The organism is Rhizobium leguminosarum (assembly GCF_002953715.1).
Taxonomy (GTDB): domain Bacteria; phylum Pseudomonadota; class Alphaproteobacteria; order Rhizobiales; family Rhizobiaceae; genus Rhizobium; species Rhizobium leguminosarum_V.
Genome location: NZ_CP025012.1, coordinates 390,957 through 417,605, shown reverse-complemented (window position 1 = coordinate 417,605; position 26,649 = coordinate 390,957). Strand labels below are relative to the sequence as shown.

Sequence of the window (26,649 nt, the reverse complement as noted above, 5' to 3'; positions counted from 1 at the left end):
ATACATTCTTTTGCTCCCGGTTTCACCCGGCCGGGATCGTCAAAAAAAGGCCCGGACGTTTCCGTCCGGGCCGTTATTCTATCATTGGCCGGTGACCACGGTGGTCCATAGCCGCGTCACGATCCGCTGCGTCTTCGGATCGAGCGGCGGAACAGTGAAGAGTTTCGCCATTACCTCCGGCGTCGGGTAGATCGCCGTATCGTCGAGGACCTCCTTGTCGAGGAACTGCTGCGACGCCTTGTTGCCGTTGGCGTAGAAAACGAAGTTCGAGGCCTTGGCGATGACTTCCGGCTTCATCATGTAGTTGATGAATTCATGGGCTTCGGCGACATGCGGCGCATCCTTCGGAATGCCGAAGACGTCGAAGAAGATCTGGGCTCCCTGCGACGGGACCGAGTAGTCGACCTTTACGCCAGCATTGGCTTCCGCGGCACGGTCGCGGGCCTGGAACATGTCGCCGGAATAACCGAGCGCGATGCAGATATCGCCGTTCGCCAACGCGCTGATATATTCGGACGAATGGAACTTGCGGACGAAGGGACGGACGGCCGTGAGAACCTCCTGCGCCTTCTTGAGATCGGCGGGATCGGTGCTGTTCGGATTGAGCCCGAGATAGGCGAGTACCGAGGGCACGACGTCGGTTGGGGAATCCAGCATATAGATGCCGCAATCCTTGAGTTTCGCCGCTTTCGCCGGATCGAACAACGCGTCCCAATTGGGCTTCTCGTCGGTGCCGAGGGCAGCCTTGACCTTGTCGACATTATAGCCGATGCCCGTCGTGCCCCACATGTAGTCGACGCTGTATTCATTGCCGGGGTCGAAGGACGCCACGCCCTTCATGATGACATCCCACATGTTGACCAGGTTCGGCAGCTTCGACTTGTCGAGCTTCTGGTAGACGCCGGCGGCGATCTGGCGCTGCATGAAGGATACCGTGGGGACGACGACGTCATACCCCGAACCACCGGCCAAGAGCTTGGTTTCCAGCGTCTCGTTGGAATCGAAGGTGTCGTAGACGACCTTGATGCCGGTTTCCTTGGTGAAATCCTCGAGAATGGAACTGTCGATATAATCCGACCAGTTGTAGACGTTGACCACACGCTCCTGCGCAAAGGCCGGCACGGCAGCAAGGAGTGCGGTAACGGCGGCGGCCGTCACGCATAGGATGGTTGACCTCATGACTTCTCCTGTTTGTTCAAAGATTCCGCACCCCCGGACATCTTTTCCCTCTGGTTTTCCACGCAGACTAAGAAGGAATTTCACAGCCCACAAGCGCAAAATCCTGCGCCCTCAACGATTTCACAATCACTGGAAATCGAAGGCGCTGAGCCCCGCCACCATCTCGTCGAGCCCGAGCGGTCTCGTCACCGGCGGCTCGGCCCGGGAAAGGCAGCCGCGCCGCTCGCAAAGGCGACAGGCCGGACCGACCGTGACCGGATCGAGCGCCATCGCCTGCCCATAGACCACACCCTCGCCAAGGGCGGCGTCGCAGCCGATCAGGATCGCGGTGCGCCTTACCCTTTCGCCGAATTCGACGCTCGGTCCCTCCAAGGTGCGGGCGACCGTCAGGAAGGATGCCCCGTCCGGCATGACGACCGTTTCGGCGAGGATCTGGCCCGGTTGCAGGAAGGCGGCGTGGATATTGAGCTTCGGACAGCCGCCGCCGAAACGGGCCTGCGGAAAACCCTGGGCGCCTGCCCTGCGCAGCCGGTGGCCCGCAGCATCGATCTCGATCAGGAAGAAGGGAATGGCGGCCGCGCCCGGGCGCTGCAGCATGGCAAGGCGCGCGGCGGCGTGGCCGAAGGAGACGCCGAAGCGCGCACGCAGAATATCGATATCGTAGCGCGTTGCCCTGGCCGCCGACAGAAAGGCTTCATAGGGCATTGTGAGCGCCAGCGCGGCGATGCGGGCAAGCTCGAAACGGGCGATGCGGCGCGCCTCGGCGGAGGAGAGCGAGAGATCGGCAAGCTCGGCATCGATTGCCGGCAGCAAAGCGAGAGTCGCGGCCTCGATTGATATCTCATGCGCACGGTCGGCCTGTGACAGGCGCTCCGAGATGAAAAGCCGCATCGAATGGCGATCGAAACGGCGGCGCAGGTCCGGCATCACATGGACGGGCAGGACTCGCACCGCGATGCCCCGCTCGGAGCGCAGCCAATCCTTCAGCCCGGCGGCAAGATCGACGCCCCAGGGGAGCGTTGCGGCAAAGGCTTCCGCCGCCGTCTCGATCCGTCCGAAATAGCCGGACCTGCGCTCCAGCGCCTCGCGCACCTCATCCAGCGGCAACCGGCCGGCGGCGACCGGCGCATGCCCTTCGGCGGCCATCAGCACCGTCAGATCGGACAGCCTTGCCGCCTGCTCACGATAGGCGCGGTAGAGCTTGATCATGCCGCTCGCGGCGTTGGGTGCTGCCTCGGCCACCTCCACCAGTTCCTGATCACCCGGCAACTCGCCCGACAGCAGCGGATCGGCAAAGATCTCCTTGAGCTGGTCGAGACTGCCGCCGGTCTGCCCCCGCAACTCCTCCAGATCGACCCTATAGACGCTTGCAAGCTTGAGAAGGAGCTGCACCGTCAGCGGCCGCTGGTTGCGCTCGATCAGGTTCAGGTAGGAAGGCGATATTTCAAGCGCCTCGGCCATGGCGGTCTGCGTCAGCGCCAGCGCATTGCGGATGCGCCTGACTTTCGGGCCTGCGAATATTTTTCGTTCCGCCATGTCACACCCTTTGACAAGGAAGGAGCGCTGTATTTACAAAATTTTACAAATTCACAGCGCCGCTCTGTCAATCCTCGTCATCTTAACCTCTTTCTGAGCAGGAAATCAAAGGTTTTTCTGGTCATAACGGCTGATATTGTCAATCTTGTCATGCAGCACCTTTGTCGGGCTTTTTAGTGAGGAGAGCAGCATGACGGATTTTTACAAGCTTGTTCCAAACGCTTCAGCAGGCCGCTTCGACGGCATCGAGAGACCGTACTCGGCCGATGACGTGCGGCGGCTCAGAGGCTCGGTGGCACTGCGCCATACGCTGGCCGAAATGGGGGCGGACCGGTTGTGGCGGCTCATTCACCAGGAGGATTTCGTCAATGCGCTCGGCGCACTTTCCGGCAACCAGGCCATGCAGATGGTGCGCGCCGGGCTGAAGGCGATCTATCTCTCCGGCTGGCAGGTGGCGGCCGACGCCAATACGGCATCGGCGATGTATCCCGATCAGTCTCTATATCCAGCCAATGCCGGTCCGGAACTGGCCAAACGCATCAACCGCACACTGCAGCGCGCCGATCAGATCGAGACCGCGGAAGCCCAGGGACTTTCCGTCGAGACCTGGTTCGCGCCGATCGTTGCCGATGCGGAAGCAGGCTTCGGCGGACCGCTCAACGCCTTCGAAATCATGAAGGCCTATATCGAGGCGGGTGCTGCGGGCGTTCACTTCGAGGACCAGCTCGCTTCGGAGAAGAAGTGCGGCCATCTCGGCGGCAAAGTGCTGATCCCGACGGCCGCCCATATCCGCAATCTCGATGCCGCGCGACTTGCCGCCGACGTCATGGGCGTTGCGACGCTGGTCATCGCCCGCACCGACGCGGAAGCGGCAAAGCTCTTGACGTCGGACATCGACGAGCGCGACCAGCCCTTCGTCGACTATGATGCCGGCCGCACAGTCGAAGGTTTCTATCAGGTGCGAAACGGCATCGAGCCGTGCATCGCGCGCGCCGTCGCCTATGCGCCGCATTGCGATCTCATCTGGTGCGAGACCTCGAAGCCGGACCTCGATCAGGCACGGCGCTTTGCCGAAGGCGTGCACAAGGTCCATCCCGGCAAGCTGCTCGCCTATAATTGCTCACCTTCCTTCAACTGGAAGAAGAACCTCGACGAGGCGACGATTGCACGGTTCCAGCGCGAACTCGGCGCGATGGGCTACAAGTTCCAGTTCATCACGCTCGCCGGCTTCCACCAGCTGAACTACGGCATGTACGAACTGGCGCGCGGCTACCGGCAGCGGCAGATGTCGGCCTATTCCGAGCTGCAGCAGGCGGAATTCGCCGCCGAGGCCAATGGCTATACCGCCACCAAACACCAGCGCGAGGTCGGCACCGGCTATTTCGACGCCGTGTCGCTCGCCATCACCGGCGGCCGGTCTTCGACCACGGCGATGCACGGCTCGACCGAACATGCGCAGTTCAAACCGGCTGCGGAATAACTCGAAGAGGAGGAGAAGATCATGGCATCCATTACACGCGTCAGGGAACGGGCCGAGGAGCAGGCGAGCAGCATGAGCGAGGATCAGCAGACGACGATCCGCATGCTCGCCAACGACCTGCATCGGTTGAACCAGTCGGTCATGAAGGCCGTCGAAGCCGGTGTCTCGGTCGAACTGGTGCGCTCGGCCCGTCATCACGGCGGCGACGGCCACTGGGGCGACCTGCTGATTCCGGTCGTCGTCACCAACCGGCATTGACGAAAAGCCGACCGTTGGCGGGCCGGTGAAGTCGGCCCGCTTCTTCAATCGCCGCGCGACCTATCGGGCGCGCGGCGCTTTACGTCTCCAGTGATGCATCTCCTGGTCCCAAAGCCGCTGCACAGTTTTGGGCGACATGCATCAGCCTCGACTCGGTCGTTTTCCGGCGAAGAGATCGGCATAACTTTTGATAAGCTTGGTCATGCGGTCGGCGACCGTGCGGATCTCCGGGCGATGGCGGTCCTCGGCATTCATGACGATCCATTGCCGGTGGCGCAATTCCGGTAACTCGCCGCCCTGCCGCTGCAATTCGGGTTGGAGATCGCCGACGAAACAGGGAAGCACGGTCTTGCCGGCGCCGGCGCGCACCAGATCCGGCAGCGAACGCGGCCGATTAACCGTGGCGACGATCCCTGTTGCGGCATGGGCGTGCGGCCAGCGCAGATAGGCCGATATCGCCTCTTCCTCGGCGACTGCAATCCAGCGCTCGTCGGTCTCGGCGGCGTTGCGTCTGATATAGACGGCATAGGCCACCTCTCCGAGCTGACGTGCGGCGAGATTGGCCTCCTCAGGCTCGAAGGCGCGAATACCGATATCGCTCTCGCGATAGGCAAGGCTTGCCCGCGCCTCGCCGATGGTGAGCGAAATGGCAAAGGCATCGCCCGGCATGCGGATTGCGGCGAAATTCTCCGTCAGCAGCCAGGCGACCCAGGTGCCGGCGGCAATCCTGACGGTCGTGCCGCCCTCGCCTGATTGCCGCCACGCCTCGACCTTGCGGGCGGCGGCTTCCATTTCCTGAAGGTGATCGAGCAGCGCCTGACCATCCGGGGTCAGACGGTATCCAGTCTGGCTGCGGACAAACAATGCACGGCCGATCTCCTGTTCGAGATCGAGCATGCGCCGGCCGACGGTCGCCGGACTAAGCCCGCTTGCGGTGCTTGCTCCCGTCAACCCGCCGAGCCGGGCGACCTGCAGGAAGAGCTGATAGGAATCCCAATTCGCGTTTTTCATTAATGAAAAACATAGCGGGATTTTCCCCGTTTATAAAGAGAAATTCGATGCCTAGATCAGGTGATGTCTTACATAGGAAAGGACATCGTCATGATCGACATGATCACCATCGCGGGCACCATCGGCTATCGGCACTCTCCCAAGCGATGCGGTTGCAGGGCGGAGGAGGATAGATTCTACGCCGAGTTCGGAAACAGCAGCCTCATTGGCTTCGCCGCCTGGCTGACGTCGCTCGATCTTAACCTGGGAAAGCGCCGCAAGGCCGCGGCGCAATCCCGTGGCAGCTGCGGCTGCGCGGTTCAGGCGACTTTTCTTGCCCCGAGATGAGCCGGTGCGGAGTCTGCAACGATGCGGAACCGCTCGATCAGCGCCATCAGCGTGTCGGCCTCGCCGGCGAGCAGGCGGCTTGCCTGCGTCGTCTCGGCAACCATCGACGCGTTCTTCTGGGTCATCTGGTCCATGGCGTTGACCGAGCCGTTGACTTCCTGCAGCGCGGCCGATTGATCGCGGCTGGCGGTGGCGATGGTCTCGACATGGCCGCTGATTGCGATGATCTCCTGGCTGATCGAGGCAAGGACGCTGCCGGTCTTCTGGACCAGTTCGGAACCTGCCGTCACTTCCCGGCTCGATGTCTCGATCAGCGACTTGATCTCGCGCGCCGCATCGGCCGAACGCTGGGCGAGCTCGCGGACTTCCTGGGCGACGACGGCAAAACCCTTGCCCGCCTCGCCGGCCCGCGCCGCCTCGATGCCGGCATTCAGGGCCAGAAGATTGGTCTGGAAGGCGATATCGTCGATCACCTCGATGATCTGCTCGATGCGCTGCGAGGCCTGCTCGATGCGCTCCATGGCGGAGACGGCATCGCCGACGACGGCGCCGGAATTGTCGGCGGTCTTCTTGGTCGCGGCCACGACATTGTTGGCTTCCCGGGCACGCTCGGCGGAAGAACGAACCGTCACAGTGATCTCCTCCACCGCGGCCGCGGTCTCCTCAAGGCTCGCCGCCTGCGCCTCGGTGCGCTTCGAAAGTTCGCCGGCAGAGGCGGAGACGGCGCCGCTGTTGCGCTGGATGCTCGAGGCGCTGTCGCGGATGCCGGACAGCGTATCCTGAAGCCGCAGAAGCGAAGCGTTGAAATCGACGCGCAACTGCTCCAACCGGCCGACGAAAGGCGTGCCGATCGTCTGCGAGACGTCGCCTTGCGACAGGCGCCCGAGGCCGGCGGCAAGCTGATTGACGGCAAAATCGATCTGGCCGTCGAGCGAGCGCTTGTCGGCATCGTTCCTGGCGCGTTCGGCATCGCTCAAGGCGCGCTGTTCGGCAGCCTGGGTTTCCAGATCGCGCCTTGCGCGGGCGCTGTCGCGGAAAAGCGCCAGAGCCCGGCCGATATCACCGAACTCGTTCTTCTTTTCGATGCAGGGGATCGCTCCTTCGAGATCGCCCGCGGAAATCGAGTGGACGCTGGTCGTCAGCGCCTGCAAAGGCTTCACCGAGAGGCGGATCGCATAGAAGGCGAGAACGCCGACGATCAGCATGACGATGGCGCCGACGCCGAGAACCAGCATCTGCAGCTCATACATGCGCTGGTAATAGAGCTCCATCGGAATACCGATGAAGAGAATGCCGACATTGGCGCTCGAGGCGTTCTTGATGGGGAAATAACCGGTCATGAACTTGCGGCCGAAAAGCTCCGCCGGTCCGTAATAGGCTTCACCCCTGGCGAGAACCGGCTGGGCCGGGTGCTCGGCGACCAGCTTGGTGCCGACGGCGCGGTCGCCGTTCTCCTTCTTGACGTTTGTGGATATGCGGACGTAGTCGCCGCCCTGCTTTTGGAAGATGGTCGCAACACCGGCGATCGACTGCGCGGTGCGGTCAACCAGCGAATGATCGGCAAGGGCCGGAATGGCGTCTTCGGTGACGGCGGAGAGCTGATTGTCTTTCAATTCGATCTTTGCAGCCTGATCAGCCGCGCCGTAGAGGACAGCCATCGCACGGGCGGCGTCCTTCGCGTCGGAGACGGCGCCGTCCATGACCTGATGGCTCAGATTGTAATAGGTCACGCCGACGATGGCGGCCGTGCTGATCGCCAGCAGAAACAGCGTGATCGCAACGATCTGGCGTACGATCGACGTAGAGAAAAGGCGCAGCATCGAGACCCCCGGGAGATAAACCAAGGTTAAATTAGACTAAAAGCGTTAAGGAAGATTCTCCGCAAATCATGGCTGTCGGAGATATTCATCGCCTCGTTTCCAAGCGTTTTCCGATTATCCCGGCGTGATAGGCTGCCCGGCATTCGAGCTATTCTTCCATCGTTCAAATCGTCTCAATCGAGGCGCCGTTTTGCGGAATAAAGAAAAAAGGCCCCGGTAAGTCCGGGGCCGTTCGCATGAAGACGGATCGATCGATGATCAGGCGGCGCGGTAGACCGGCGCACCGGTGGCTTCACCGTCGATCTTGAACTGCTGGATGAGCCTGCGCAGCGAATCGGCCTCGTCGGCCAGTTCGCGGCTGGCGGCAGTCGTCTCCTCGACCATGGCGGCGTTCTGCTGGGTCATCTGGTCCATCTGGTTGACCGTCGCGTTGACGCTCTGCAGCGCGTTGGACTGGTCGTGGCTGGCGCGGGCGATCATCTCGACATGCTGGCTGATCGTGACGATCTGGGCGCTGATCTTGGCGAGCACCGTGCCGGTCTCCTGCACGAATTGCGAGCCGGAACTGACCTCGTTGGTCGACTTGTTGATCAGCCCCTTGATCTCCTGCGCCGCGGCGGCGGAGCGCTGGGCCAGTTCGCGGACCTCCATCGCGACCACCGCGAAGCCCTTGCCGGCTTCACCAGCGCGCGCCGCCTCGATGCCGGCGTTGAGCGCCAGGAGGTTGGTCTGGAAGGCGATCTCGTCGATGACGCCGATAATCTGCTCGATCTGGCGCGAGGCATCCTCGATGCGGCCCATCGCGTCGATCGCATTGCTGACGACGACGGCGGAATCGTCGGCGCTGCGCTTGGCCTGGCGGACGATCTGGTCAGCATCCTTGGCGCGTTCGGCCGACGAACGGACCGTGACGGTGATTTCATCGACGGCAGCCGCGGTTTCTTCGAGCGAGGCTGCCTGCTGTTCGGTGCGCTTGGAGAGGTCCTCGGCCGACTGGGCCATCTGGTTGCCGTTGCCCTGGATCAGCTCGACATTGTCGCGGATCTGGCTCATCGTCGCCTGCAGGCGCATCATCGAACCGTTGAAATCCTGGCGCAGCTGTTCAAGACGGCCGATGAAGGGCGTTTCGATCGTCGTCGAGATATCGCCCTGCGACATGCGTTCGAGGCCGGCGGCGAGCGCATTGACCGCAAATTCGATCTGACGATCCATCTCGCGCTTTTCGGCGTCGTTGCGCTGGCGCTCATGTTCGGCGGCGGCGCGTTCCTCGTCGCTCTGCTCCTCGATGCGGATCTTCGAGATGGCGTTTTCCTTGAAGATGCCGAGCGCGCGGGCCATGTCGCCGATTTCATCGTGGCGCTGCTCGCCGGAGATGCTGGTATCCAGCGCCCCTTCGGCGATGCGGCGCATGGCGGCGGTGATATGGCTGATCGGGCGCTGCAGCGTCAGCACCAGGGCAATGCCGCCGAGGATCGACAGCAGGATGCCGAGACCGGTGGTCATGACGGAGATGCTGTTTGCCTGGGTGCGCTCGGCGCCGGCCGTCTGCTTCTGCAGCTCGGCGAAATCGGTCAGCTTTTTCCAGATCTGGTCGAGCTCCTGGCGGGCCGCGGCATAGGCGGTGACGCGCTCGCCGATCGTGTCGACGATCTTCGAGCCGCCGCCGGAGATGATGTCGAGCGCCGGCTGGATCGCGCCTGAAATGCCTTCGGCAAAACCCATGCCCTTGGCGCTGGTGATCAGCACCTGCATGTCCTTGCCTAGCGTGCCGGCCTGCTGCTGCAGACGCACGAGATTTTCCTTGCTGGAGTCGGCGAGAAAGTCGGAAAGAACGATCTGCAGCGAATAGACGGAATTTTCGAGACGCCTCGTATCCTGCAGGACCGAGTTGGCCTGGGCAATCCGGCCGTCGAGCGCGGCGAATTCCTGGGTCGCGTCACGCATTTTCTGCGTGGCGGTCAGCTGCGTATAGGTCGAGGTCTGGCGGAAGCGCGAAACGAGACGGCCGAGTTCGGTGGCGGTCTCGTCGGTCGGATTGGGTGTCTGGACGATCGCCTTGATGCCGTCGATGGTCGCAGCCAGCGCGTCGATGACATTCTTCTGATTGCTCGGAACCGAGATGGCGATCAGACGCTGCGATTTGATGATCTCCGGCATCTGTTCGTTGATGAAGGCGATCTTGTCCTGCGGTGTCTGCGGCTTGCTGAAGCCGCTGGCGACGGTGCCGAGAAAATCGCCGCCCTTCAGCAAGCGGTCGGCCGTGCGAAGGGTGCTAGTGGCGGCGCTCTCGTCGCTCTGAACGGTGCTCTGCAATTCCTCGGCCTGGTAGGACACGGTAAAGCGGGTGCTGATCACGCTCTTCTGCGCAGCGTCGATCTGCTCATGCAATGCCCGCTCCTGCTCGTGCAGCGCCCAGAGCTTGTCGACGACGCCCGAAATGTCCTTGGTGCGGCGCGATGCCTCCGCAAGGCTGTCGCGACCGGCGGCCTCATCACCGACCTGGTTCAGCGTCTGGTCGAGCACGCCTTGCTGGGTCTTCAGATCCGCAAGCAGCTTGTCGCGCGCCTCAGGGCTGGTGACGCGCAGGAAATCATCCATCGAACCATAGAGATCCTTGAAGCCGCTGAGCGACTGCAGCACGCTGTTGGATATTTCCATGCGGCCCTGCAGAAGTCCCGAAGCGTAGAGGCCCGTCAGGCCCACCGCCGAAATGGTGACGACGAAAGGCAGAACGAAGATCAGGACCTTGGTCTTGATCCTGAAACGGGAAAGAATCTTGTCAATCAACATGGCGTTCCGGGCCTTTCATACACCACTCCTCCCGCAGGCAGCCACATGGCGCCAGCCGGGTGCACATCGAGCTATTCTTAGTTACATTGGGGAACCCGGAGGCCAGGCGGCAGTCATTGCCAGTTCATGTCCAAACAACTTGGAGATGCCCAAATATTCGCGAGCAATTGTGTCAGATTAGATATTAATTTTCGGATAAGCGGTTATGGCGGGTTAAGCCAAGGCAGTGAAATAGTTGCAAATTATGGGCCGCGACGCCGCGGTGCGACAATAGCCATGTCGCAACGTTCGTTCCAGGTCTGCGGACAGGGTCAGATGACGTGCGAGAGCAGCAGCGCGATGCTGGCGGCGGTGGCGCCGGCGGCAAGCATCAGATAACGCAGGGCGACCATTCGAGCGTTCGGCTTTGCCTCAGCAATTGCGATGGCGCGGGCGCGTCGTGTGTTTCTGGTCATGGTCGAAACCTCACTTCTCTCTGACACAACAACAATCCAACAAATCGGCTTGCCGGTAAAGCTTAATTTAGGAACGACCTTACAAACCGCCAATTGAGACAGGATGGCGCACCTCTATTAAAAAGTCTTGAATCGGCTTTTCTAAAGCACGTCGCGTTGAATCGGAATCATGCGACGCGCTTTAGGTATTTGCTTTCTGATCAGCGCTGTGCTCCTCGGCCTCATGGAAGTCGTTATCCCAAAACCGCTGCGCACTTTTGGGCGACATGCATTAGGCCCATTCACCGGCGGCAAAACCGGAGGCCCAGGCCCACTGGAAATTATAGCCGCCAAGCCAGCCGGTGACGTCGACGCATTCACCGATGAAATAAAGGCCGGGCACGGCTTTTGTTTCCATGCTGCGGGAATCAAGCCCTGCCGTGTCGATGCCGCCGAGCGTCACTTCGGCGGTGCGGTAGCCTTCCGAGCCGGACGGTTTGACCGCCCAGTTCTGGACGCCGGCGGCAAGACGCAGCAGCGCCTTGTCAGGCAGGTCGGCCAAGTTGCCGGAGATTTTCTCGCGCTCCACGAGAAACTGTGCCAGCCGCTTCGGCAGGATGTCGCCAAGGGCTGTCTGCGGCGACTGGCGGCCATTGAGCTGCTTTGCCGTCTTCAAATGCGCCGCAATATCGATATCCGGTTCGATGGCGACCACGATCTCGTCACCCTCGCGCCAATAGGAAGAAATCTGCAGGATGGCCGGGCCGCTCAGCCCGCGATGGGTGAAGAGCAGCGCTTCGCGGAAGGCGGTCCTGCCATGGCGAATTTCGGCCGGGGCGGCGATGCCGGCGAGCGGGGCGATGCTCTCGAGCAGGCCGGGATCGAGCGTCAGCGGCACGAGGCCGGGTCGGGTTTCGAGCACGGCCAAGCCGAACTGCTCGGCGAGGCGATAGGCAAAGCCGGTGGCGTCCATCTTCGGGATCGATTTGCCGCCGGTGGCGACGATCAGCGACGATCAGCGACGATGCTTCACAGTGACCTTCGCTCGTCGATACCCGGAAGCCGGATTCGGTCTTTTCGACGCCTGATATCTCGGTGGCGAGATGCAGCACTGCACCGACTATCCGCATCTCGGCCAGCAGCATACGGATGATATCTTTGGCGCTATCGTCGCAGAAAAGCTGGCCGAGCGTCTTTTCGTGCCAGGCAATGCCATGGCGGTCGACCATGGCGATGAAGTCGGCAGGTGTGAAACGGGCGAGCGCCGATTTGCAGAAATGCGGGTTGGCGGAGAGGAAATTCTTCGGTCCGGCATGGATATTGGTGAAGTTGCAGCGGCCGCCGCCCGATATGCGGATCTTCTCGCCAGGCGCCCTGGCATGGTCGAGGACCACGACCGAGCGACCGCGTTTTCCCGCGCCAATGGCCGCCATCATGCCTGCCGCCCCGGCGCCGATGACGATGACGTCGCTTTTGCGCTGCAAATCCGTTTCCCCGATCAAAATCACGTCTTCTTTTTCCATCAAAGGGCGAAAGTCAACGTTCTCAACCCCTCGCCAATTGGCAAAGTCTGGTTATGATGGTGCCACGATCAACACAAACCGGTGTGTCATGTCCCCAAAAAAGACGACGCTGAAACCTGCCAGAAACGTACCCGCCTCGAAGAAAACTCCCCCGGAACCCGGATCCCTGCGTGGCGTTGCGAACTGGAAGGAAGCAGCGCGGTGGCTGAGGGACAGAGGCATCGAAGACATCGAATGCATCACGCCGGACCTTGCCGGCGTTGCGCGCGGCAAGATGATGCCGAGCTCGAAATTCACCTCGAACACGTCGCTGGCACTGCCTTCGGCAATCTACCGGCATACGATATCGGGCGAATATCCCGACGAGACGGAGAGCTTCCGCTACGAGCCGCGCGACAGCGACCTGAAGCTGATGCCCGACCTTTCGACGCTTTCGGTCGTGCCCTGGGAGACAGACCCGACAGCGCAGGTGATCTGCGATATCGTCGATTCGGACGGCGGCGAAGTGCCCTATACGCCGCGCAACGTGCTGAAGCGCATCATGAGCCTCTATCACGAACGCGGCTGGAAACCGATCGTGGCGCCTGAGATCGAATTCTATCTCGTCGCCAAGAACGACGATCCCGACTATCCGCTGCACCCGCCCAAGGGCCGGTCCGGCCGCTCGATCCTCGGCGGCCAGGGCTATTCGATCGCCGGCATCAATGAGTTCGACGAGCTGATCGACGACGTCTATCATTTCTCGGAGAAGCAGGGGCTGGAGATCGATACGCTGATCCACGAAGAGGGACCGGCGCAGCTCGAGATCAACCTGCGCCACGGCAATCCGATCGAACTTGCCGACCAGGTTTTCCTGTTCAAGCGGACGATCCGCGAGGCGGCGCTGAAGCACGACATCTACGCGACATTCATGGCCAAGCCGATGCAGGGTCAGCCGGGTTCGGCGATGCATATCCATCAGTCGGTGGTCAATATCGAGACGGGCAAGAACATCTTCTCCAATCCCGACGGATCGGCTTCAAAAGAATTCTTCCATTTCATCGGCGGCATGCAGAAATTCGTGCCGAGTGCGATGGCGATGCTTGCGCCCTATGTGAATTCCTACCGGCGCCTGCAGCCCGATATGTCCTGCCCCGTCAACAATGCCTGGGGCTACGACAACCGGACGACGGCCTTCCGCGTTCCGGTTTCCGATCCACAGGCGCGGCGCGTGGAAAACCGGCTGCCGAGCTCGGACGCCAACCCCTATCTCGCACTCGCCGCCTCACTCGCCTCCGGCCTGCTCGGCATCATGAAGGAGATCGAGCCGACGGCGCCGACCGAGGATTCGGCCAATGAGGGCTCGATCGACCTGCCGCGCGGCCTGCTGGAGGCCGTGGCGCTGCTCGAGGACGAACCCGCTTTCGAGGAGATGTTCGGCAAGCAGTTCATCGGCCTTTATGCCGGCGTCAAGCGCGGTGAGTTCGAGACCTTCATGCAGGTGATCAGCCCCTGGGAGCGGGAATTCCTTCTGCTCAACGTGTAAGGGATTATCATGGCATCGCAGGAGACATGGCAGAGCCCGATCGCGCCCGGGCTGTCCTGGTATCAGGCAACCGTCGGGGAGCGGCCGACTTATGCCGCTCTCGACGGCTCGAGAACATGCGACGTCGCCATCGTCGGCGGCGGTTATACCGGCCTGCAGGCCGCCTATAATCTTGCCAAATCAGGCGTTTCGGTGGTGCTGATCGAGGCCTGCCGCTTCGGCGACGGGGCGTCCGGGCGCAATGGCGGCCAACTCGGCACCGGCCAGCGATGGTGGCCGGAAGAACTCGAGGAGAAGATCGGCTACGAACGCTCGAAGGCGCTGTTCGATCTTGCCGAGGCGGCCAAGAGCCATCTCATCGATTTCGCCCGCGAACATCAGATCGAGATCGACTATGTGCCCGGCCAGCTGAACGTCGCACATAAGGCGAGCTACAAACGCGCCTATTACGAAAATGCCGAGATCGCCGCCTTCCGCTACGACTATCCGCACCTGCGCTTCATGGACGAGAAGGAAACGCAGGAGAGGCTCGGCTCGAAGCGTTTCCATTGCGGCGTGCGCGATGTCGGCACCGGCCATATCCATCCGCTGAAGCTGCTGGTGGGGCTGGCGCGGGTCGCTGCCAATGCCGGTGCTGAAATCTTCGAGATGACCAAGGCAACGGCGATCCGCCAGGGCGGCGGCAAAGTGACGATCGAAACCGAAAGGGGAACGATCACCGCTGAGCGCGCGCTAATCGCCTGCGACGGCTATATCGACGGCCTCGAACCGGTGACGGCAAGCCATGTCATGCCGATCCGCTCCTTCATCGGCGCCACCGCGCCGCTCGATGGGCATGCCGATGTGCTGCCGGGAGGCGAGGCCGTGGCCGATTCGCGCTTCGTCGTGCGCTACTTCCGCAAATTCGGCGACGGACGCCTGCTGTTCGGCGGACGTGAGGCCTATACGTCGGACAATCCGCGGGACATTTCGCAGCATATCCGCCGGCAGATCGCCGAGATTTATCCTGATCTGAAGAACATTGACATCACCCATGCCTGGGGTGGCAGCGTCGGCATCACCCTGCCGCGCCAGCCCTTCGTGCGCGAGGTCATGCCCGGTGTCATCTCGATCGGCGGTTATTCCGGCCATGGCGTCATGCTGTCAAACTACTGTGGCAAGCTCTATGCGGAAACGGTGCTTGGAAAATCCGGCGATCTCGACCTGTTCACATCGCTCGATATTCCCGCCTTTCCCGGCGGAGCCCGCATGCGCGCACCGTTGCTTTTCCTCGCCTTGTCGTGGTTTGCACTTCGCGACAAGTTTTAGTCCGATTGCGGATTTCCTCTTCCGGAAATTCGCTCTAAAACCGGTTCCTGAGAGATTCATTGCACTGCACACTGGCTTTTTTAAATCGATTAGATTAAAAGGGCCGCCAACCAGCCTGATTGAGAGACAAGCTCATGAGCAGCCAAATCATTCCCGTTGAGCCCTTTGATTATGTCGTCTTCGGCGGCAGCGGCGACCTTGCAGAACGCAAGCTTCTGCCCGCGCTGTATCATCGCCAGATCGAAGGCCAGTTTTCGGAACCGACCCGCGTGATCGGCGCCTCGCGCAGCCCGTTGACGCACGAGGAATACCGCAAATTCGCCAAGGACGCGCTGAACGAGCACCTGAAGAAGGGTGAATACGACGAGGCGGAGGTGGAGAAATTCTGTGCCCGCCTCTACTACGTCTCGGTCGACGCCCGCACGGATGCCGGCTGGGATCAGCTGAAGAAGCTGCTCGACGAAGGCAAGGATCGCGTACGCGCCTTCTACCTTGCTGTCGCTCCGGGCATCTTCGGCGACATTTCGCAGAAGATCCACGACCACAAGCTGATCACCAAATCGACCCGCATCGTCGTCGAGAAGCCGATCGGCCGCGACCTCGCCTCGGCGCTGCAGCTCAACGACACGATCGGCCGTGCCTTCAAGGAAGAACAGATCTTCCGCATCGACCATTATCTCGGCAAGGAGACGGTGCAGAACCTGATGGCGCTGCGTTTTGCCAACGCGCTCTATGAGCCGCTGTGGAACGCCAATTACATCGATCACGTGCAGATCACCGTGGCTGAATCGGTCGGCCTCGAAGGCCGCGCCGGCTATTACGATACGGCTGGCGCGCTGCGCGACATGGTGCAGAACCATATCCTGCAGCTGCTCTGCCTGACGGCGATGGAAGTACCCTCGTCGATGGATTCGGAAGCCGTTCGCGACGAAAAGCTGAAGGTGCTGCGCGCGCTGAAGCCGCTCAATGCTTCGAACGTCGAGCAGGCGACGGTTCGCGGCCAGTATCGCGCCGGCGCATCGGGCAGCGGCCCGGTCAAGGGCTACCTCGAAGAGCTCGAAGGCGGCGTGTCGAATACCGAGACTTTCGTTGCCATCAAGGCCGAGATCAACAACTGGCGCTGGGCGGGCGTTCCCTTCTATATCAGAACCGGCAAGCGCCTGACGGGGCGCATGTCCGAGATCGTCATCACCTTCAAGCCGATCCCGCACGCAATCTTCGACCAGGCGGCCGGACGCATCAACGCCAACCAGCTGATCATTCGCCTGCAGCCGGATGAGGGCGTCAAGCAGTCGCTGATGATCAAGGATCCGGGTCCGGGCGGCATGCGCCTGCGCAATGTCTCGCTCGACATGAGCTTCGCCCAGGCGTTCAACGTCCGCAATCCCGACGCCTACGAGCGCCTGCTGATGGACGTGATCCGCTCCAACCAGACATTGTTCATGCGCCGCGACGAAGTCGAAGCCGCATGGAGATGGGTCGATCCGATCCTCAAGGGTTGGGAAACGACCGGCCAGCAGGTGCAGGGCTATACGGCCGGTACCTGGGGCCCGAGCCAGGCCATTGCGCTGATCGAGCGCGACGGCCGTACCTGGCATGACGAGATCTAGGACGAAACCGATGGCATCGACCCTGCATTCCTTCGCCAGCGCCGCAGACCTCGCCGGCAGCCTCGCCGACAAGGTCGCGGATACGCTTTCGGCGGCGATCGCCGCTCGTGGAACGGCGTCCATCGCCGTTTCCGGCGGCTCCACGCCGAAGGCCTTCTTCCAGGTGCTTTCGACGCGCGACATCGCCTGGGACAAGGTGACGATCACCCTTGTCGACGAACGCTTCGTGCCGGCCGACAATGCGCGCTCGAACCATTTGCTGGTCGACGCCAATCTGCTGCAGAACAAGGCAAAGGCGGCACACTTCCTGCCGCTCTATCAGGATGTGGCTTCGGTGGAGGAGGCAGCCTCGCTCGCGACCGAGAAGACCAAGGCGATCAGCTCCCCCTTCGACACCGTCATCCTCGGCATGGGCGGTGACGGCCACACGGCCTCGTTTTTTCCCGGCGGCAGCAATCTTGCCAAAGCGCTCGATGCATCGACGCCGCGCGGCATCATCACCATGGAAGCGGAAGGAGCCGGCGAGCCGCGCCTGACCTTCACCTTCTCCAGTCTTGAGGATGCCGCACTCCTGGTTCTCCATATTGAGGGCGAAGGCAAAAAAGACGTTCTCGCCAAGGCGGAAGGCAGCGGTGACGAGGCAGAAATGCCGATCCGCGCCGTTCTGCGCCGGGCCACTTCCCCGGTCGAGATCTACTGGGCTCCCTGATCAGCCGTCATCCGGATTGAGATTCAGGCCAGAGCCGCCGAAACAGATAGAGACAACGAACAAGGCAGGGATTTTCCATGTCCGCTCACGCACGCATTTCTGCGATCACCGATCGCATCGTCGAACGCTCGAAGCCAAGCCGCGAGCGCTATCTGGAACGCCTGCGCGCCGCCGCTTCCAAGGGTGTCGCGCGCTCGGTGCTCGGTTGCGCCAATCTTGCCCACGGCTTTGCGGTCTGTTCCCCCGCCGACAAGGATGCGCTCGCCGGCGACCGCATCCCCAATCTCGGCATCATCACCGCCTATAACGACATGCTCTCGGCCCACCAGCCATTCGAGACCTATCCGGCGATCATCCGCGAGGCGGCAGCCCAAGCGGGCGGCGTGGCGCAGGTGGCAGGCGGCGTGCCGGCGATGTGCGACGGCGTCACCCAGGGGCAGCCGGGCATGGAGCTCTCGCTCTTCTCGCGCGATCTGATCGCCATGTCGGCGGGTGTCGGCCTGTCGCACAACATGTTCGATGCCGCCCTCTTCCTCGGCGTCTGCGACAAGATCGTGCCCGGCCTCGTGATCGCTGCCCTGTCCTTCGGGCACCTGCCGTCGATCTTCGTTCCGGCCGGTCCGATGACCACAGGCCTGCCGAACGATGAAAAGTCGCGCGTGCGCCAACTCTTCGCCGAGGGCAAGGTCGGACGCGCCGAACTGCTGGAGGCGGAATCGAAATCCTATCACGGCCCCGGCACCTGCACCTTCTACGGCACCGCCAATTCCAACCAGATGCTGATGGAGATCATGGGCTTCCACATGCCCGGCTCGTCCTTCATCAATCCCGGCACGCCGTTGCGCGAAGCGCTGACACGCGAAGCCGCCAAGCGGGCGCTGGCGATCACCGCGCTCGGCAACGAATTCACGCCGGCGGGCGAGATGATCGACGAGCGGTCTGTCGTCAACGGCGTCGTCGGCCTGCATGCGACCGGCGGCTCGACCAATCATACGCTGCACCTCGTCGCCATGGCGCGGGCAGCCGGCATCCAGCTCACTTGGCAGGACATTGCCGAGCTTTCGGAAATCGTCCCGCTGCTTGCCCGCGTCTACCCGAACGGGCTTGCCGACGTGAACCATTTCCAGGCGGCGGGCGGCATGGGTTTCCTCATCAAGGAACTCTTGAAGCACGGACTGGTGCATGACGACGTGCGCACCGTCTTCGGCCAGGGTCTCAAAGCCTATACGGTCGATGCCCGTCTCGGCGAAAACGGTGCCGTCCTGCGCGAGCCGTCGCCGGAAAAAAGCGTCGATCCCAAGGTGCTCTCCAGCATCGAGACGCCGTTCCAGGCGAATGGCGGGCTGAAGATGCTGCGCGGCAATCTCGGCAAGGCGGTCATCAAGATCTCCGCCGTCAAGCCGGAGCGCCACATCATCGAGGCGCCGGCAATGATCTTCCACAGCCAGCAGGAGCTGCAGGACGCTTTCAAGGAAGGCAAGCTCAACCGCGATTTCATCGCCGTCGTGCGCTTCCAGGGCCCGAAGGCGAACGGCATGCCGGAACTGCACAAGCTGACGCCGCCGCTCGGCGTGCTGCAGGACCGCGGTTTCCGCGTGGCGCTGCTCACCGACGGGCGCATGTCCGGCGCATCCGGCAAGGTGCCGGCGGCGATCCACGTGACGCCGGAAGCCGTCGACGGCGGTCCGATCGCCCGCATCCGCGAGGGCGACATCATTCGGCTGGACGCAATCAAGGGCACGCTCGAGCTGCTCGTCGATGCGGCTGATTTGGCCGAGCGGGAGCCGGTGACCGTCGATCTCTCCGACAATGAATTCGGCATGGGCCGCGAACTCTTCGCGCCGTTCCGCCGCGCCGTCGGACCTTCGGACCAGGGTGCGAGCGTGCTCTTCCACCACTAAGCGGGTGGTTTCGCAAACAAAAATCCGCGGGGAGCCTGAAGCCCCCGCGGGTTTTTGATTTCAATCCGGTGATTGTGCCGCGCCCTGGCGGACGCGCGACTTCAGGCTCGAATATCGAGAACGTAGTCGCGGTGCGCCGGATGGGTGCTGTAGACGAAGATCTTGTTCAGCTCCTTCTGCGTCAGCAGGCGCAGGAAGCGGACGTCGATCGTATTGTTGGCGTTGACCTTCATCAGCAGGCAACCGACCTTGGTGATGCGAGCATCCGGAATATCCAGATAGAACTGCTTCGGCAGGCTGAACTGGGTCAGGATCGCGAGCGTCGCGCTGCTCATCGAAATCCGAACAATGTCGCAGCGGCGCGAAGCCGCGTGCATGACGCCCTTTTCCGTATATTCGATGCGCGCGGCGTTCATGGTGTCCTCCATCTTGAACCGCGCCTCGCGGTCATACATGAAGGATTCTTCCTTGCTCAGGAAATGAGATTTTGGCTGTGACGGATTGGAAGCGGCCACCTGCTTATCCCCCTCATAAATTGACGAGGAAAAGGTAGCAGCCGATCTTTAACAGAAAGTGAGAATTCGGCCCGTCCCGCACAATTCTTGGGACCATCACCCCAAAAATGGCCGCCTCACTTCCGGTAGGTATGGCCGGTTGCGTCAAACAGATGCAACTTCTGCCTGTCGGCGGCAAACCGCATCCTCTGGCCCTTCTTCACATCATAGATGCCGGGCAGCTTGACGACGATCGGCTCGCCCGGAACGAGGCCCTCGATATAAAGCAGCGTCACTTCGCCGAGCGCTTCGACGATCGACACTTCCCCTTCGAAAAGGTAGTCGGCGCCATCGGCAACCCGGAGATCCTCCGGCCGAACGCCGAAGCTTGCCTGCTTGCCGGTTTCCGACGCGTCGGTGGCCACATCCAGCGTCACCGACATGCCGCCGGTCAGCGTCACCGTCGTCTGGCTTCCGGTCCCAGCGACCGTCGCCGGAATGATGTTCATCGCCGGCGAGCCGATGAATTTCGCGACGAAGAGGTTTGCCGGGCGCTCGTAGAGGTCCAGCGGCGCGCCGACCTGCTCGATATTGCCGGCGGAGAGAACGACGATGCGATCAGCCAGCGTCATCGCCTCGACCTGGTCATGGGTGACGTAGATCATCGTCGTATCGGCCATCTGTTCGTTCAGGCGGGCGATCTCGATGCGGGTCGCGACGCGCAGCGCGGCATCGAGGTTGGACAGCGGCTCGTCGAACAGGAAGACCTTCGGATCGCGGCAGATGGCGCGGCCGATCGCCACGCGCTGGCGCTGGCCGCCGGAAAGCGCCTTCGGCAGGCGACCGAGATATTGGGTCAGCTGCAGGCTCTCGGCCGCCGCTTTGACGCGGCGATCGATTTCCTGCTTGCTTTCGCCGGCAATCTTCATGCCGAAAGCCATGTTATCGAACACGGTCATATGCGGGTAGAGCGCATAGGACTGGAAGACCATGGCGATGCCGCGCTTGGAGGGCGGCACGTCATTGACGAGATGGCCATCGATATACATCTCACCGCCGGTGATCGCCTCGAGACCGGCGATCATGCGCAGAAGCGTGGACTTGCCGCAGCCGGACGGACCGACGAAGACGATGAATTCGCCCTGCTTGATATCGAGGTCGATACCGTGGAGAACGTCCACGGAACCGTAGGATTTGCGAATATCCTTCAGCGTCAGTCCAGTCATTTCTCTCTCCCTGTGTTCCCTGGGCCTGTGTTTCCTTAGGCCTGCGTTCCTTAGGCAAGACGGGCGAAATACGCCCCCCAGGCCGGAATATCGATCTTGTCGCCATAGTTGTTGCTGGTAAAGCCGTGGCCCGTCAATGCCTGCCATTCTCCCGCAGGCAGAATGACGGCGGCCTCGGCCGGGCTCATGTTGAAGATGCAAAGCAGCTTCTCGTTGCCGTATTCACGGGTGAAGATCAGGCTATCGCCCTGTTGTTCCTCGAATTCGATCTCGCCCTTGGCAAAAGCCGGGTGCAGCTTGCGGAAAGCGATGAAGCGGCGATAGTGCTCCAGAACGGAAGCCTCGTCGCCCAGCTGGACGCTGACGGCACGCAGGATGTGCTCGACCGGCACCGGCAGCCAGGGTTTGACCGTCGAGAAGCCGCCCTGGGCGACCTGGCTGTCCCAGACCATCGGCGTGCGGCAGCCGTCGCGGCCCTTGAATTCCGGCCAGAACTGGATGCCATAGGGGTCCTGCAGATCCTGATAGGCGAGATCGGCCTCGGTCAGCGCCAGCTCCTCGCCCTGATAGAGGCAGACGGAGCCGCGCATGGTCATCAGCAACGAGGCATAAAGCTTGGCAAAGGCGTCGTGATCGGCGACCAGCCCGCCCCAGCGGCTGACATGGCGCATGACGTCGTGATTGGAGAAGGCCCAGCAGGCCCAGCCATCGGGCGCGGCGGCTTCGAAATCCTGCATCACCTCCTCGACGCGCTCCGGCGTCAGCGGATCGGGCGCCAGGAATTCGAAGGCATAGCACATATGCATCTTGTCGTTGCCGGAGGTGTATTCGCCGACGATTTCAAGGCCGCGCTGGCTGTCGCCGACTTCGCCGACGGCGGCGATCGCCGGGAATTCCTCGAGAACGGCGCGGAAGCGCTTCAGGAAGGCAAGATTCTCGGGCCGGTTCTTGTCGTAGATATGCTCCTGAAAATTATAGGGATTGACCGCCGGTGCCGTCGAGGCGTTGCGGCGCTCGGGAGCAAGCGCCGGATTGTCGCGCAGTTGCGTGTCATGGAAATAGAAGTTGATGGTGTCGAGGCGGAAGCCGTCGACGCCGCGATTGAGCCAGAAGCGCACGACATCCAGCAGACGGTCCTGCACCTCAGGGTTATGCAGGTTCATGTCCGGCTGCGAGGTCAGGAAATTGTGCAGGTAATATTGCATGCGCGTCGGATCCCACGCCCATGCAGAACCGCCGAAGATCGACAGCCAGTTGTTCGGCGGCGAGCCATCCGGCTTGGCATCGGCCCAGACATACCAGTCGGCCTTGGCGTTGGTCTTGCTCGAGCGGCTTTGCGCGAACCAGGGATGCTGATCCGAGCTGTGGGAGATGACGAGGTCGATCATCACCCGGATGCCGAGGCGATGGGCCTCGGCGATCATCGTGTCGAAATCCACCAGCGTGCCGAAGATCGAATCGACATTCTCGTAGTCGGAAACGTCATAACCGAAATCGCGCATCGGCGAGGTGAAGAAGGGCGAGATCCAGATCGCATCGACGCCAAGGCTTGCCACATGCGGCAGGCGAGCGGTGATGCCCTTCAGATCGCCGATGCCGTCGCCGTTCGAATCCTGGTAGGAGCGCGGGTAGATCTGATAGATCACTGCGCCGCGCCACCAGTCCTTGTCGGGAGTCGAGATCGATTGAGAAGCCACGTTCATGGAATATCCTGTTTGAAGTCACGTTCGGGAATGGTCAGCCTCCCTTGACCGAACCCGCCAGCAGACCGCGCACCAGGTAACGCTGCAGCCCGAAGAAGACGAGCAGCGGCACGATGATGGTGACGAAGGCTGACGCCGTCAAAATCTCCCAATTGCCGCCGCGCGAGCCGAGCAGCGCGTTCAGGCTGCCGGTCAGCACGATGTGATCCTTGTCGGTGCCGAGGAAGACCATGGCGACGAGCAGGTCGTTCCACACCCACAGGAACTGGAAGATGGCGAAGGAGGCGAGTGCCGGGAAGGACAGAGGTAAAACGATGCGGACGAAGATCTCGAAATCGCTTGCGCCGTCGACGCGGGCGGATTCGATGATCTCCTTCGGCAGGCCGGCGATATAGGCCCGCAAGAGATAGATGGCGAGCGGCATGCCGAAAGCGGTGTGAGCCAGCCAGATGCCGGGATAGGTCTTCGACGGTTGGCCGAGCAGGTTGCCGACCTCGTTATAGAGGCGCAACAGCGGGATCAGCGACATCTGCAGCGGCACGACGATCAGGCCGACGACGAGCGCAATCATCAGCCCGCGGCCGGGAAACTCCATCCAGCTCAGGGCGTAGGCGGCGAAAGCGGCAATCAGGATCGGGATGATCGTCGCCGGGATCGTCACGGTCAGCGAGTTGATGAAGGACTGGCCGATGCCCTCGCCGGTCAGAACCGTATTATAGTTCTGCATGGTGAATTCCGGCGGTGCGGAGACGGACGCATAGATGCGCTTCGGGCGTTCGTCGGGCGAGAAGGCGGCGTTCTTCACATAGCGATAACTGCCGTCGCTGTTGATCTGCAGGGTTTCACCGTCGCCGAGATCGGCGGTCTCACCGGCTTTGAAGGCGGCCGGCTGCTGTATGCGGTTGCCGAAGGCCTTCACCGCCCGGCCGGTCTGGCCTTCCAACACATTGCCCGAGATGACGTAGGTCGCACCTTCCTGCTTTTGCTGGTCGGGTGTACCGAGGCGGACCGCGGCCGTCTGAGTCGAGCCGACGAAGGCCGTCCACCAGCCGGAGACGACGATCTGGTCCTTGTCGCGCAGCGCGCTGACGAAGATGCCGAGCGTCGGGATCAGCCAGACGATGACGATCAGCAGAACGGCTGCGTGAACGAAGAGGCGGGCGGGGCCAATCTTGAAGTAGCTTCCGATAGCGGTCATCTCAGTGGCCCTTCAGTTCGCGATTGGCGCGGCGCACGTTCCAGACCATGATCGGCGTGACGGCGAGCATGATGATGATGGCGATGACCGCACTTCGGCCGGAATCGCCGCCGCCGCGGAACATCCAGTCGAACATCAGGTTCGCCAGCACCATCGTCTGCCACTGGCCGTTGGTCATGGTCAGCACGATGTCGAAGACCTTGAGGACGAGGATGGTGATCGTCGTCCAGACGACGGCGATGGAACCCCAGACCTGCGGCACCATGATGCGCCAGAAGATCTGCCAGCCATTGGCGCCGTCGATGACGGCGGCTTCGATCGTCTCCTCTGGGATGCCGCGAAGAGCGGCCGACAGGATGACCATGGCAAAACCGGTCTGGATCCAGATCAGGATGACCATCAGGAAGAAGTTGTTCCAGAAGGGAATGGAGATCCACACCTCGGGCGTTCCGCCGAAAGTCTGGACGATGGCGTTCAGCAGGCCGATCTGGACGTCGTTGCCGCCGCGATATTCATAGATGAATTTCCAGATGACCGAGGCGCCGACGAAGGAGATCGCCATCGGCATGAAGACGATGCTCTTGGCGATATTGCCCCACCAGATGCGATCGGTCATCACGGCGATGACGAGGCCGAAGAAGGTGCAGGCGGCCGGCACGACGGCGAGCCAGAGGATGTTGTTGAAGATCGACTGGCGGAATTCGCGGTCGCCGAGCGCCCATTTGTAATTGGCGAGGCCGACGAACTGCAGACCGGCGCGGTCGTAGAAGGAAAGGATGAAGGTCGCAACGACCGGATAGACGAGATAGACGATAAGCAGGAAGAGCGCCGGGCCGATGAACAACCACGGCCGGACGAGCGCACGGCGGTTGAGATTGCGCGATGCGGCGCGGATGTCGCCATCCTTCACCGGCAGAGCGAGATCCAGGATCTTGTTCGAAAAATAGAAATAGGCCGAGCACGCGACAACGGCGACGACCACGACGCTTAAAGCGGACACTATCTGCAACAGCATTTCGTCCCTCCCCTGCTTCCCCTGATCTTATCACGACCGGTTTTTATGCTGACGGATCAGCGCCGGTCATCGTCAATCTTTTTGTATTGCCCAATCACAATATATCCTGCGATGGCCGGGCTCTTTGCGAGCCCGGCCAGTCATGCAAGCCACGCCGCCGGCAAGCCGGCGGCATAATTTTGAAAGATTACTTGATGCCGTCCCAGGCGCTCTGGATTTCGCCAGCAGCCTCTTCAGCGGACTTGCCGCCGACGAAATCGACCATGCCCGTCCAGAAGGCGCCGGCGCCGATCTTGCCCGGCATCAGGTCGGAACCGTCGAAGCGGAAGGTGGTGGCGGAAGTCAGGATCTCGCCCTCCTTCTTCATCTGCGGGTTGGCATAGGCCTCGGTGCTGACGCCCTTATACGGCGTCAGGAAGCTCGACTGCGCCATCCACACCTCATGCGCGATCGGGGTCTTCAGGAAGTCGATGAAGGCGCGGGCCGTCTTGGAGTCCTTGGCGATCGAGACGAGCGTGCCGGCGCCGAGAACCGGCTTGCCGAGTTCGGGATGCGACGCAAAGGTCGGCATGTAGAAGAAGTCGGCATCCTGGCCGAGCTTCGTGCCCTCAGGGAAGAAGGACGGAATGAACGAGGCCTGATGGTGCATGTAGCACTTCGGCGGAACCGCGAAGAGGCCCTTCGGGCTGTCGCGGAAATCGGTCGAGGCCACGGCTGCGACGCCGCCATCGACGTATTTCGCGTTCTTGGCGAACTTGCCGAACTCGTCGATCGCGGCAACGACGGCCGGATCGGTGAACTTCAGCTCGTTGGTCGTCCACTTGTCATAGGCTTCCGGAGGCTGCATGCGCAGCATGATGTCCTCGACCCAGTCGGTCGCCGGCCAGCCGGTGGCGCCGCCGGAACCGAGACCGATGCACCAGGGAACGCCGCCATCCTTGACGATCTGGTCGGTCAGGGCATGCAGTTCTTCCATGGTCGTCGGGATCTTGTAGCCGGCTTCCTCGAAGTTCTCCGGAACATACCAGACCAGCGATTTCACGTCGGCCTTATACGGGAAGGCGTAGAAGGCTTCCTTGCCGTCCTTGCCCTTGTAGGTGCCGTAACCGACCCAGCTGTCGCCGGCGCCGTAATTGTCCTTGATCCACTTGGAGTTGTCGTCGCCGAGCGGCGTCAGGAAGCCCTTGCTGGCGAGATCGGCCAGGAGGCCCGGCTGCGGCAGAACGGCGATATTCGGCGGCGAGCCTGCCTGCGTATCGATGACGATCTGCTGTTCGTAGTTTTCGGAAGAGGAGTATTTGACATCGATGCCGGTGGCTTCGGTGAAATAGGCAAGAACGCTCTGGAAGAACGCCTCGTCCTCGCCGCGCCACGGCCCGAAGATCGTCAGCGGCTGGCCCTTCAGATCGGCATGCGCAGCCTTGAACTCGTCATAGCTCTTCCAGTTGAACTTGGAATCCTGTCCCGGGGCAAATTTCAGATCGGCTGCAGACGCAGTACCGGCAAAAAGCGCTGCCACGGCAACGCCCATCAAAAATGACTTTTTCATGTGATCAACCTCCCATCACAATCCCAACCGCGCCGAATTCCCTCCAAAAGAAA

General features: G+C 61.7%; 20 protein-coding genes and 1 pseudogene. 8 read left to right on the top strand and 13 right to left on the bottom strand.

Translation table 11 applies throughout. The annotated features are described in order from the left end of the window. Positions 1-81: 81 nt before the first annotated feature. Both CUJ84_RS02090 and CUJ84_RS02085 read right to left on the bottom strand, forming a co-directional pair. Positions 82-1,179, bottom strand: coding sequence for a polyamine ABC transporter substrate-binding protein (locus tag CUJ84_RS02090; RefSeq protein WP_027685946.1), 1,098 nt, complete (start codon positions 1,177-1,179; stop codon positions 82-84). A gap of 126 nt (positions 1,180-1,305) precedes the next feature. Continuing rightward, entirely contained in the window at positions 1,306-2,715 is a 1,410-nt protein-coding gene (locus tag CUJ84_RS02085) for a helix-turn-helix domain-containing protein (RefSeq protein WP_105004995.1), read from the bottom strand. A gap of 190 nt (positions 2,716-2,905) precedes the next feature. Here CUJ84_RS02085 and aceA point away from each other — a divergent pair, with 190 nt between their 5' ends. Both aceA and CUJ84_RS02075 read left to right on the top strand, forming a co-directional pair. Then, complete coding sequence (gene aceA / locus CUJ84_RS02080; protein WP_105004994.1) at positions 2,906-4,195, top strand: isocitrate lyase; 1,290 nt, start codon at positions 2,906-2,908, stop codon at positions 4,193-4,195. A 21-nt stretch (positions 4,196-4,216) separates the two neighbouring features. Beyond that, positions 4,217-4,453, top strand: coding sequence for an SMc00767 family acetate metabolism repressor (locus CUJ84_RS02075; protein WP_003545603.1), 237 nt, complete (start codon positions 4,217-4,219; stop codon positions 4,451-4,453). A 141-nt stretch (positions 4,454-4,594) separates the two neighbouring features. On the opposite strand, the gene CUJ84_RS02070 is transcribed toward CUJ84_RS02075, so the two are convergent. After that, positions 4,595-5,464 carry a LysR family transcriptional regulator gene (locus CUJ84_RS02070; RefSeq protein WP_105004993.1) on the bottom strand — a complete coding sequence of 290 codons (870 nt, stop codon included), beginning with the start codon at positions 5,462-5,464 and terminating at the stop codon, positions 4,595-4,597. Positions 5,465-5,554: 90 nt separating this feature from the next. Here CUJ84_RS02070 and CUJ84_RS02065 point away from each other — a divergent pair, with 90 nt between their 5' ends. Continuing rightward, positions 5,555-5,791, top strand: a complete 237-nt coding sequence (locus tag CUJ84_RS02065; RefSeq protein ID WP_105004992.1) for a hypothetical protein — start codon at positions 5,555-5,557, stop codon at positions 5,789-5,791. On the opposite strand, the gene CUJ84_RS02060 is transcribed toward CUJ84_RS02065, so the two are convergent. The 4 genes and pseudogenes from CUJ84_RS02060 to CUJ84_RS02050 all read right to left on the bottom strand — a co-directional run bounded on the left by CUJ84_RS02060 (position 5,764) and on the right by CUJ84_RS02050 (position 12,358). After that, the gene (locus CUJ84_RS02060) at positions 5,764-7,611 is read right to left on the bottom strand and encodes a methyl-accepting chemotaxis protein (RefSeq protein ID WP_105008063.1); all 1,848 of its coding nucleotides are present in this window, start codon (positions 7,609-7,611) and stop codon (positions 5,764-5,766) included. The genes CUJ84_RS02065 and CUJ84_RS02060 overlap by 28 nt on opposite strands. A gap of 258 nt (positions 7,612-7,869) precedes the next feature. Further along, positions 7,870-10,401, bottom strand: coding sequence for a methyl-accepting chemotaxis protein (locus tag CUJ84_RS02055; RefSeq protein ID WP_105004991.1), 2,532 nt, complete (start codon positions 10,399-10,401; stop codon positions 7,870-7,872). A 311-nt stretch (positions 10,402-10,712) separates the two neighbouring features. Further along, a complete protein-coding gene (locus CUJ84_RS38185; RefSeq protein ID WP_199788760.1) occupies positions 10,713-10,856 on the bottom strand; it encodes a hypothetical protein in 144 nt (47 codons plus the stop codon). A 271-nt stretch (positions 10,857-11,127) separates the two neighbouring features. Next, positions 11,128-12,358, bottom strand: a pseudogene (locus CUJ84_RS02050) (NAD(P)/FAD-dependent oxidoreductase). An 88-nt stretch (positions 12,359-12,446) separates the two neighbouring features. Here CUJ84_RS02050 and CUJ84_RS02045 point away from each other — a divergent pair. The 5 genes from CUJ84_RS02045 to edd all read left to right on the top strand — a co-directional run bounded on the left by CUJ84_RS02045 (position 12,447) and on the right by edd (position 19,411). Then, on the top strand, positions 12,447-13,883 hold the full coding sequence (locus CUJ84_RS02045; protein ID WP_018244849.1) for a glutamine synthetase family protein: 1,437 nt from the start codon (positions 12,447-12,449) through the stop codon (positions 13,881-13,883). Between the two features lie 9 nt (positions 13,884-13,892). Next, positions 13,893-15,191 carry an NAD(P)/FAD-dependent oxidoreductase gene (locus tag CUJ84_RS02040; protein ID WP_105004990.1) on the top strand — a complete coding sequence of 433 codons (1,299 nt, stop codon included), beginning with the start codon at positions 13,893-13,895 and terminating at the stop codon, positions 15,189-15,191. A gap of 134 nt (positions 15,192-15,325) precedes the next feature. Continuing rightward, positions 15,326-16,801 (top strand): glucose-6-phosphate dehydrogenase, encoded by a 1,476-nt coding sequence (gene zwf, locus CUJ84_RS02035; RefSeq protein ID WP_075224326.1) that lies wholly within the window; start codon positions 15,326-15,328, stop codon positions 16,799-16,801. A gap of 10 nt (positions 16,802-16,811) precedes the next feature. Further along, complete coding sequence (pgl, locus tag CUJ84_RS02030) at positions 16,812-17,510, top strand: 6-phosphogluconolactonase (RefSeq protein ID WP_018244846.1); 699 nt, start codon at positions 16,812-16,814, stop codon at positions 17,508-17,510. A gap of 77 nt (positions 17,511-17,587) precedes the next feature. Next, positions 17,588-19,411, top strand: a complete 1,824-nt coding sequence (gene edd, locus CUJ84_RS02025) for a phosphogluconate dehydratase (RefSeq protein ID WP_105004989.1) — start codon at positions 17,588-17,590, stop codon at positions 19,409-19,411. Positions 19,412-19,512: 101 nt separating this feature from the next. Here the strand turns inward: edd and CUJ84_RS02020 are convergent, their stop codons facing one another. The 6 genes from CUJ84_RS02020 to CUJ84_RS01995 form a co-directional block, all read right to left on the bottom strand. Continuing rightward, positions 19,513-19,866, bottom strand: a complete 354-nt coding sequence (locus CUJ84_RS02020; RefSeq protein ID WP_018445791.1) for a hypothetical protein — start codon at positions 19,864-19,866, stop codon at positions 19,513-19,515. A gap of 176 nt (positions 19,867-20,042) precedes the next feature. Next, positions 20,043-21,131: an ABC transporter ATP-binding protein gene (locus tag CUJ84_RS02015; protein ID WP_017959024.1), complete on the bottom strand. Its 1,089-nt coding sequence runs from the start codon at positions 21,129-21,131 to the stop codon at positions 20,043-20,045. A 50-nt stretch (positions 21,132-21,181) separates the two neighbouring features. Next, a complete protein-coding gene (locus CUJ84_RS02010; RefSeq protein ID WP_105004988.1) occupies positions 21,182-22,834 on the bottom strand; it encodes an alpha-glucosidase in 1,653 nt (550 codons plus the stop codon). A 34-nt stretch (positions 22,835-22,868) separates the two neighbouring features. After that, positions 22,869-24,032: a carbohydrate ABC transporter permease gene (locus CUJ84_RS02005; protein ID WP_105004987.1), complete on the bottom strand. Its 1,164-nt coding sequence runs from the start codon at positions 24,030-24,032 to the stop codon at positions 22,869-22,871. A gap of 1 nt (position 24,033) precedes the next feature. Then, positions 24,034-25,047 carry a carbohydrate ABC transporter permease gene (locus CUJ84_RS02000; protein WP_105004986.1) on the bottom strand — a complete coding sequence of 338 codons (1,014 nt, stop codon included), beginning with the start codon at positions 25,045-25,047 and terminating at the stop codon, positions 24,034-24,036. 187 nt (positions 25,048-25,234) lie between these two features. After that, entirely contained in the window at positions 25,235-26,596 is a 1,362-nt protein-coding gene (locus CUJ84_RS01995) for an ABC transporter substrate-binding protein (protein WP_105004985.1), read from the bottom strand. Between the last annotated feature and the right edge of the window lie 53 nt (positions 26,597-26,649).